This window comes from Flavobacterium sp. (assembly GCF_027483985.1).
In the GTDB taxonomy this organism is placed as follows: domain Bacteria; phylum Bacteroidota; class Bacteroidia; order Flavobacteriales; family Flavobacteriaceae; genus Flavobacterium.
Map to the genome: position 1 here is coordinate 1 of NZ_JAIXTJ010000006.1, position 8803 is coordinate 8803.

Consider the following 8803-nt stretch of genomic DNA (forward strand, 5'->3'; position numbering starts at 1 on the left):
GTGTTTACAAGACTCCGGCAGGAGTCAAACCTTTCTAGCAAGGATTAATTTATAAGTGTTTACAAGACTCCGGCAGGAGTCAAACCTTTATAGCTTTTATGTTCAAATGACGTTTCATTCTATAGAATTGTTTTTTTTAAATGTTTAATATTTTAATAATATCTAATTCATATTTAATTTAGTTTTTTATGGCAGATACCTTTTCACAGATTTATATTCAAATCGTTTTTGCGGTTCAAAATCGAAAAGCCTTAATTGATTATTCGTGGGAAGAACAATTATATAAATACATTACAGGAATTATAACAAATAAAGGTCAAAAATTGATTGCAATAAATGGAATGCCAGATCATCTTCACATATTTATTGGGATGAAACCCACATGTTGTTTATCTGATTTGGTAAGAGAAATTAAAAAGTCGTCAAGCGCATTCATAAAAGAGAATAATTTAACAAATGCTAAATTCAATTGGCAAGAAGGTTTTGGAGCCTTTTCATACAGTCATAGTCATATTGAAAATGTTTATAATTATATCTTAAATCAAAAGCAGAAGCACAAAAAAGTAACTTTCAAAGAAGAATATTTTGAAATTCTTGAAAAATTTAATGTTGATTTCAAAGAAGAATATGTTTTTGAATTTTTTGATGATTAATTTTTTGCATTAAATTCAAAACTTTCAAAAAAAAGAAATATGACTTTACACATAAATTTTCATAAACAACTTCGAATAACTTGAATCTTTATGGATGCAGATTAGTTTTATAGGTGTTTATGTGACTCCAGCCGGAGTCATACTGTTTTAGAAACGTTTAATTCCGCCGGAATTATATGTATCCAACAACTATAGAGAAGTTAAACCTTTCTAGCTAAAGATTAGTTTTGCGATTTTGTATGATTCGAGCCGGAGTCATACCTTGATTGCCTATTTTTTTTACAAACGTTTAATTCCGCCGGAATTATATGTATCCAACAACTATAGAGAAGTTAAACCTTTCTAGCTAAATAATGACATAATAAAACGTTTAATAATATTGATAATTTGCTTATTTAATTCAAAATGATATATTTGTTAAAATTATAGTTTCAAAATAATCATTTACACGCAGCTTTATCAAAACAATACTTATTACTGGTGCTTCTGGCGGATTGGGCAAAGAGATTGCACTCCATTTTTCAAAAAAGAATTGGAACGTAATTGCCACAATGATCTGTCGCTCACAAGCAACAGTATTTGAAAATGTACCAAATATTAAATGTTACGAACTTGATGTAACCTCATTTGATAGTATCGAAAAAGCTAAAAATGAAATTTTACAGGAGCATAAATCCATTGATGTAATCATTAATAATGCCGGAATTGGCTATCGAAGCTTTGTTGAACTCTCTGATGATGACAAAATTGATGCTATTGTAAAGGTCAATTGGCTTGGTGTTGTTAAGGTTTGTCGTGCGTTTATTCCGCATTTTCGTCAGCAAAAGAAAGGACATTTTATCAATATTACTTCTATTGCCGGATTGGTAAATCTGCCTCTTGGTAGTTTTTATCACCCAACTAAGCAAGCTGTAGAGAGTTTTTCTGAATGTATGGCTTACGAACTTCTAGATTTTAATATTAGCGTTTCGACCGTTCAATTTGGAAACACACCTTCTAATTTTCAAAAAAATGTTTCTAAATGTGCGAAATCCTCGATTCATTCTTACAACGAAATGATGGACAGTATTGATGGCATAATGAATAAAAAAACTTCGGAAAACCACGATTTATCCACCGCTATTCTTGATAAATTGTATAAAATTGCAGAAAATCCACCTCGACGATTCCATAAATATGCTATAGGTTTTGATGCTAATATGATGAAATATTTGCGTAAAATTCTTGGTTATCGCTTATTCGATAGATTGATAAGGAGATATGTTTTAAGCAGATAATTTTCTTTAGCCACGAATTTCACTAATTTTCACTAATTGCTAATGTTCAATATAATTTTACGAATTTAATTCGTGAATTAATTGAAGTAAAATTGACTATAATTTGTGCCTATTAGTGAAATTAGTGGCAAAAATATTTAATGTGTTTGACTCTTAAAAAAATTGTATTTGTGTTGAAAAGAACCTATTTTTGCCAAACAACACATTTAGAACTTGACAAGAATAGAATTTGAATCAAGTTCAGATTAAACAACACACTAGTATAATGAATACAATAACTACAACTAATTTCAATTTTCCCAATCAAAAATCGGTTTATCGTGGTAAAGTAAGAGAAGTTTATAACTACAATGACGAACTTCTAGTAATGGTTGCAACCGATAGACTTTCTGCTTTTGATGTGGTATTGCCAAAAGGAATTCCTTATAAAGGACAGATATTAAATCAAATTGCAACAAAATTTATGGAGTTGACGTCCGATATTGTTCCGAATTGGTTGCTTGCAACGCCTGATCCAAATGTAGCTGTCGGTCATTTATGCGAACCTTTTAAAGTTGAAATGGTAATTAGAGGTTATCTATCAGGACACGCTGCTAGAGAATATGCTGCAGGAAAAAGAATCCTTTGTGGTGTAGAAATGCCCGAAGGTTTAAAAGAAAACGATAAATTTCCAACGCCAATCATCACACCAACTACTAAAGCTGACAACGGTTCGCACGATGAAGATATCGCACGCGAAGCTATTTTATCTAAAGGTATTGTTAGTGAAGAAGATTACTTGGTTTTAGAACAATATACGCGCGCACTTTATCAAAGAGGAACTGAAATTGCGTCGAGTCGCGGATTAATTTTAGTGGATACAAAATACGAATTTGGAAAAACCAAAGACGGAAAAATTGTTTTGATTGACGAAATTCACACGCCAGATTCTTCACGTTATTTTTATGCAGAAGGATACCAAGAACGTCAAGATAGAGGTGAAGAACAAAAACAATTGTCGAAAGAATTTGTGAGACGTTGGTTGATAGAAAATGGTTTTCAAGGTAAAGACGGACAAGTAATTCCAGAGATGACGGATGCTTATATAGAATCGGTTTCGGAACGTTATATTGAATTGTATGAAAATATTTTGGGTGAGAAGTTTGTGAAAGCAGATATCTCTAATATTAATGAGCGTATTGAAAACAATGTTCTTGCTTACCTAAAAACTTTGTAAAAATGGCTGGCTAACTAGCCCTGATGTAAGGGAAAAGCCTACTATTGTTGCCTGCGGATCTCGAAGGCAACAATAGTAGCTTTGGAAAGGCAGCAGGAATAAGGTAGATCCAAAAGCGCATACCATTCGCTTCAAATAAAAAAAGTCCTAAACCAATACGATTTAGGACTTTTTTGCATTACTAACTCACTCTTTTTATCTTGCAATAATTTCGCCCGAACCTGAAACTTTAGTGTCAGTAGTTTTCGGATTACCTGTATATTTTATAGTGCCACTTCCAGCAACTTTGGCAATTAGGTTATTGCTACAATTCACATTCAAATCGCCAGAACCTGCAACAGTAGCATTGACATTTTGACTGGCTAACTTGAAGCAATTCATTGTTCCTGAACCAGCAGTTTTAGCATCAAGGTCGTCGGTAGTTCCTGAAAGTTCAAGGTTTCCTGATCCTGTAAATTTAGCAATGGTTTTTTGAGCCTTTATTTGAAGCACACAATCGCCCGAACCCGTCATTTTTACTTCAAAATTGTTGGCATTAATGGTGTTTTTTGTCATCATTTCGCCAGAACCGGTCAAGGAAACTTCATTGATTTCTTCAAAAGGAACGGTAATTTTAATGGTACTTTTATAAGAATAATTCAGATTTTTCTTGAAATAGATTTTTAATTCTTGATCAACAACTTCAGTAATGAGGTAGTCCATCAGGTTTTCGTCGCCATTGATGGTGATAGTTCCTTCTTTAGCTGCAATCAATTCTACTTTAAAAGAACCTTGAATAGCTATTTTATCATAAGCTCCAGTGGTTCTTGTGATTGTAGATAGAACGCCATTTCCTTTTATTTTTTCGTTATCCCAACTTTGGGCATTAGCAATCGAAAGGGTAAAAATTGCTAGTAATACTGATAGTTTTTGCATAGTGTTATTTGGTTAATAGTTGAACGCTTCCGTAATTTGTGGTAATATTTATTTTAGATTTTCGTGTAGCAATGTGATAGCCAATAAAGGATTTAGAGGTGTTTTTTTCTGATTTCTGTGTGTATTTTAATCCTACATTATCGGTGAACGAACCATACTTTAGATTTAAGTTAATATCAAAAGCGTAGTCTGCACTGCAACTAATTTTAGAATTGGTGTAATTTCCGTTGATGGTAACGGCATCGGTTTTATTAGAAGCACTAGCTTGTATATCAGAATAATTTGAATTTACAATCACTGAAGTTCCAATTTCGCCTAATTTTAAATTTAAATAATTGCCATCAATCGCTACTTTTTGAATGGATTTTGAATTGATTTTGGTATAATTAGAAGATACATTTAAAGTTCCCACATTTTGGAAGTTAAAAGTATTGTAATTTCCATCAATATTGATAGCGTTAACTTTTTGGAAATCAATTTCAGAATATTGACTTTGCAAATTTATTTTATCAATTGAATTTATGCTAGAGTTTTGCGAGTAGGCGATACTAATATTATTAGTTTTATTATTAAATTGTCCTAAAATAATACTTCCATATTTGCATTCTATTGCCGAACTGCCGTTAAGTTTATCTACAGAAATGTTTCCATATTTATTAGTCAAATCAATACTGCCGTTTCGCGGAATCTTGACCACATAGTTGATTTCATAACTTATGTTATTGCTTTTCCATTCTTTAGTGGTAAATTTAGTTTCAGCTACAACTTTGCTCATAGTTGCATCAAAATCTACATCAATGGAATTAAGTCGTTCGTTGATTTTCTTTTCATTATTACCCGAAACTTTTATGTTTACTTGAATTGAAATTTTATTTTCATCCCACAAATAAACGTTGACATTACCATAAGAATTAGTGATTTTTACTAAGGCATCATCATTGACACTATAGGTTTTTGAAATATTTTTCTCTTTATTGTAGGCGTGAGTTTCTTCTAAAGCAAATCCAAATTGAGGAAGAATAAGAAGCGTTAGTACTATTTTAAATATGTTTTTCATCATCTAAGGTGTTTAAATTATTGATTTCTTCGACTTGTTCTAAAACGGTTTTTATAAAGGATATTCGAGTTTGTAAATTGGTAAGCATAGCAAAAACAATTTGTTTGTTCTCTCCATTGTTAGCGATTTCTACTTTCAAATTGTGATAATCATCTTCTAAGGACTCCAATTCTTTCATTGCATCGGTAATCAATGCTTTGCTTTGAGGAGTTTCTTGGTTTTTTAACTGGGTCAATTCATTTCTTATTACCGATGAAAAGTAATCGTGGGTTTCTTGAACTTGTGGTGACAAAACGACTTCTTCGGTGGTTGGATTGTTAACCAAAAACAGTATAATTCCAAATCCAAGTAGGAGCGACGCAGCAATAGAAAGCGGTATCCAATTAAGCTTTTTCTTCTTGGAAGGCTTTTGTTTATTCAGTTTTTCAAGAAATCGCTTTTCGTGTCCCGTTTCGGGTTCTTCAAAATCCCAGTTATTTTGGTTTTCAAAAAGTTGATTTAGGTTATGGGTACTCATAATTCATTTATTTTTTTTCTCAAACTGTCTTTTGCTCTACTCATCATCGTTCTACAGTTTTCATTGCTAATGTTTAAAATGCTTGTTATTTCTTCCAAATCATAACCTTCAATAAAAAATAAGGTCAGAACGATTTTATAATTGGGTTTAAGACTTTGTATGGTTTTTAAAATGCTTTCAGCTTTTAATTGCGAATAATGTTCTGATTCTTTATTAAAATCTTGCACTTCCAAGTTCTCATCCAAACTCTCAAATTGGTATTTATTCGATTTTTTTAATTCGTTTATACTTGTATTAACCACAATTTTTTTCAACCAAGAACCAAACGTGACGTTTCCACTGAAAGAATCTAATTTAGTGAAGGCTTTCAAAAAAGACTCTTGCATAGCATCTTCTGCTAGAAAAGGGTCACCAAGTATTCTATAAGCAACATTATACATAGCCTTATAATATTGATTATAAAGTGTTAATTGTGCTTTCTGATTTTGCTCTTTGCAACGCTCAAGAAGAATAGCAAGGTCTAGATTAGTATTTTTCAATTGGTTCTATGGGTTAATCTATATAAAAGACAAGTAGATTTTTATATTGTTACAGTTTTGATAAAAATAAGATAAAAAAAAATCCGAATCATAAAATCCGGATTTTCTATACATATATATATAAGGTCTATTATTTAAAATATGAAAAGTCGTGGTTATCTTCAATTTTTAATAAACTTTCGTAAATCAGTTTAATCACATTTTCTACATCTTCGCGATGAACCATTTCAACAGTGGTATGCATATAGCGTAATGATAACGATATTAATGCTGAGGCAACACCACCATTACTGTAGGCAAACGCATCGGTATCGGTACCAGTTACTCGAGAAGTTGCGTGTCTTTGAAACGGAATCTTTTTTTCTTCAGCAGTCGAAACTATCAATTCACGTAGGATATTTTGTGTAGCAGGTGCATAAGCAATAACGGGACCTTTACCCATTTGCAAATCACCTTCGATTTTCTTATCAATCATTGGTGTTGTGGTGTCATGACAAACGTCGGTAACTATAGCTACATTGGGTTTTATTGTTTGCGTAATCATTTCAGCACCTCTCAAACCAATTTCTTCTTGAACCGAATTAACAACATAAAGACCAAAAGGAAGTTTCTTTTTGTTTTCCTTCAACAAACGTGCTACTTCCGCAATCATAAAACCACCCATACGGTTGTCTATGGCACGACAAACAAATTTGTTTTCGTTTAAGATCATAAATTCATCAGGATAAGTGATTACACAACCAACGTGCACACCTAAATTCTCAACTTCTTCTTTGGTCGCACAACCACAATCTATAAATATATTGTGTAAAGTGGCAGCTTCTTCTTTACCGCGATTTCTAGTATGAATGGCTGGCCAACCGAAAACACCTTTAACAATACCATTTTTAGTATGAATGTTAACACGTTTCGACGGAGCAATTTGATGATCTGAACCACCATTTCTGATTACATAGATTAATCCATTATCAGTAATGTAGTTTACATACCAAGAAATTTCATCCGAATGTCCTTCAATTACCACTTTAAATTTAGCTTCCGGATTAATTACTCCAACCGCAGTTCCATAAGTATCGGTAATAAAAGTATCAACATAAGGTTTTAAATAATCCATCCATATTTTTTGTCCTTCTGATTCATATCCAGTAGGTGACGCGTTATTTAAATATTTTTCTAAAAAGGAAATAGATGATTTTGTAAGTATTGATTTTGTTGCCATAAAATATTTTTTTGCTAAATTATAAATTTGGCACTACACTTGTTAAGGATATTCTATATTTTTACATTAAAATTAACAACAATGAACAAGTCTTATTTGCTTCTGTTTTTCCTATTTACTTCTTTGTTTAGTTTCGGACAAGTCGAAAAAGATACTGAACCATTAGAAAGAGATATTCAATTAAAAGAAATCGATACAACCGTGATGGATACAATTTTATTAGAAGAGGTTGTTCTTTCCAAAGATAAGTTAGACGCAGAAGCACAAAAGCAATTCCTGTTACTCCAAAACCGAGTATATAAGGTATATCCTTATGCCAAATTGGCTTCCGAGCGACTTACCCAAATGAACAAAACAATGGATAAGTTAAAATCAAAAAAAGATAAAAAGAAGTATTTCAAAATTGTAGAAGATTACTTAGAAAACGAATTCAAAGAAAAACTAAAAAAATTATCGACTAAACAAGGTCAAATCCTAATCAAATTAATACACCGACAAACCGGAATCTCAACCTACGAACTTATTAAGGATTACAAAAGCGGTTGGAAAGCCTTTTGGTCCAATAACACTGCGAGGCTTTTCAATATTAATCTTAAGCAAACTTATCAGCCTTATGCTAGTAATGAAGATTATTTTATTGAAACAATATTATATAGAGCTTTCATTAACGGCAGACTTGTAGAACAAAAATCGGCCAATCCAGTAGATATAGATGAATTAAACGACCATTGGCGAAAACTAGCCAAAGATTTAAATAAAAAGAAAACGTAAAGTTTCAGGTTCAAATCTTAATTAAGACGCTACTCTCAAGCATAAAGTTCGCAATCTAGCTACTAACAAGATTTAATGCAATGCACTATTGGTTTAGTTTGTATGTGTACTTTTTGCTACTTATATAATATAGTATAGATTTCATTAGCACTTGTACTGAGTTTGATATTCAATAGTTCAATAACAGTTATAGAACTATATTATATTATAGAAAGAAATCGGTGCGGTTATTTGACGACGAGTCAGATTGCATTACGAGTGAATGGCGAATATATTGATGAGGAATGCAGAATGTATGATAGAAGTAGGGATTAAGTATACACGAGCTTACCAAGAAGTACCAAACTTATAAAAACTTCAACGATCAAAAGTAGTTTTAAAGTAAGTTGACAATCAATAATGATAGTGTACAACTTTAATAAGATTAATTTATGAATCTTTTTAGTTATATTAGTACTGGTATAGTGTATGGATATTGTATGGATAGTGTAGGGATACTCCATAGATACTTCATAGATGGTGTATGGTTGTGGTACCTTTGTATTGTATAAAAGAGTTAGAATATAAAAAGAGAGTAGATTAATAAACAACTCTTAAAAAAACTTTTGGCAACAACAATCACAGAACCAGCTGATTAAA

9 protein-coding genes are annotated in these 8803 nt (G+C 31.9%); 4 read left to right on the plus strand and 5 right to left on the minus strand.

Features of this window, described 5'->3' with window-relative positions:
• Nucleotides 1–188 precede the first annotated feature (188 nt).
• The 3 genes from tnpA to Q0050_RS00565 all read left to right on the plus strand — a co-directional run bounded on the left by tnpA (nt 189) and on the right by Q0050_RS00565 (nt 3146).
• Nucleotides 189–653 (plus strand): IS200/IS605 family transposase, encoded by a 465-nt coding sequence (gene tnpA, locus Q0050_RS00555; RefSeq protein ID WP_298391628.1) that lies wholly within the window; start codon nt 189–191, stop codon nt 651–653.
• Between the two features lie 473 nt (nt 654–1126).
• A complete protein-coding gene (locus Q0050_RS00560; RefSeq protein ID WP_298391643.1) occupies nt 1127–1930 on the plus strand; it encodes an SDR family NAD(P)-dependent oxidoreductase in 804 nt (267 codons plus the stop codon).
• A gap of 265 nt (nt 1931–2195) precedes the next feature.
• The gene (locus Q0050_RS00565; protein WP_298391630.1) at nt 2196–3146 is read left to right on the plus strand and encodes a phosphoribosylaminoimidazolesuccinocarboxamide synthase; all 951 of its coding nucleotides are present in this window, start codon (nt 2196–2198) and stop codon (nt 3144–3146) included.
• A gap of 195 nt (nt 3147–3341) precedes the next feature.
• Here Q0050_RS00565 and Q0050_RS00570 read toward each other — a convergent pair whose 3' ends face one another.
• From Q0050_RS00570 to Q0050_RS00590, 5 genes are all read right to left on the minus strand, one after another.
• Entirely contained in the window at nt 3342–4061 is a 720-nt protein-coding gene (locus tag Q0050_RS00570) for a head GIN domain-containing protein (protein WP_298391632.1), read from the minus strand.
• A 4-nt stretch (nt 4062–4065) separates the two neighbouring features.
• Nucleotides 4066–5118, minus strand: a complete 1053-nt coding sequence (locus tag Q0050_RS00575; protein ID WP_298391633.1) for a hypothetical protein — start codon at nt 5116–5118, stop codon at nt 4066–4068.
• Nucleotides 5102–5635 (minus strand): anti-sigma factor, encoded by a 534-nt coding sequence (locus Q0050_RS00580; protein ID WP_298391635.1) that lies wholly within the window; start codon nt 5633–5635, stop codon nt 5102–5104. The genes Q0050_RS00575 and Q0050_RS00580 overlap by 17 nt, the downstream gene beginning before the upstream one ends.
• Nucleotides 5632–6174: an RNA polymerase sigma factor gene (locus Q0050_RS00585; RefSeq protein WP_298391637.1), complete on the minus strand. Its 543-nt coding sequence runs from the start codon at nt 6172–6174 to the stop codon at nt 5632–5634. Before Q0050_RS00585 ends, Q0050_RS00580 begins: the two co-directional genes overlap by 4 nt.
• 130 nt (nt 6175–6304) lie before the next feature.
• The gene (locus Q0050_RS00590; protein WP_298391639.1) at nt 6305–7393 is read right to left on the minus strand and encodes a M42 family metallopeptidase; all 1089 of its coding nucleotides are present in this window, start codon (nt 7391–7393) and stop codon (nt 6305–6307) included.
• Between the two features lie 81 nt (nt 7394–7474).
• Between Q0050_RS00590 and Q0050_RS00595 the strand changes: the two genes are divergently transcribed.
• Nucleotides 7475–8164 (plus strand): DUF4294 domain-containing protein, encoded by a 690-nt coding sequence (locus Q0050_RS00595; RefSeq protein WP_298391641.1) that lies wholly within the window; start codon nt 7475–7477, stop codon nt 8162–8164.
• Nucleotides 8165–8803 lie beyond the last annotated feature (639 nt).

What these genes read in the sequence shown, in the direction of transcription:
- Q0050_RS00575 (WP_298391633.1), bottom strand. Translation starts at nt 5,118, where the DNA reads ATGAAAAACATATTTAAAATAGTACTAACGCTTCTTATTCTTCCTCAA.
- Q0050_RS00565 (WP_298391630.1), top strand. Translation starts at nt 2,196, where the DNA reads ATGAATACAATAACTACAACTAATTTCAATTTTCCCAATCAAAAATCG.
- tnpA (WP_298391628.1), top strand. Translation starts at nt 189, where the DNA reads ATGGCAGATACCTTTTCACAGATTTATATTCAAATCGTTTTTGCGGTT.
- Q0050_RS00580 (WP_298391635.1), bottom strand. Translation starts at nt 5,635, where the DNA reads ATGAGTACCCATAACCTAAATCAACTTTTTGAAAACCAAAATAACTGG.
- Q0050_RS00590 (WP_298391639.1), bottom strand. Translation starts at nt 7,393, where the DNA reads ATGGCAACAAAATCAATACTTACAAAATCATCTATTTCCTTTTTAGAA.
- Q0050_RS00595 (WP_298391641.1), top strand. Translation starts at nt 7,475, where the DNA reads ATGAACAAGTCTTATTTGCTTCTGTTTTTCCTATTTACTTCTTTGTTT.
- Q0050_RS00570 (WP_298391632.1), bottom strand. Translation starts at nt 4,061, where the DNA reads ATGCAAAAACTATCAGTATTACTAGCAATTTTTACCCTTTCGATTGCT.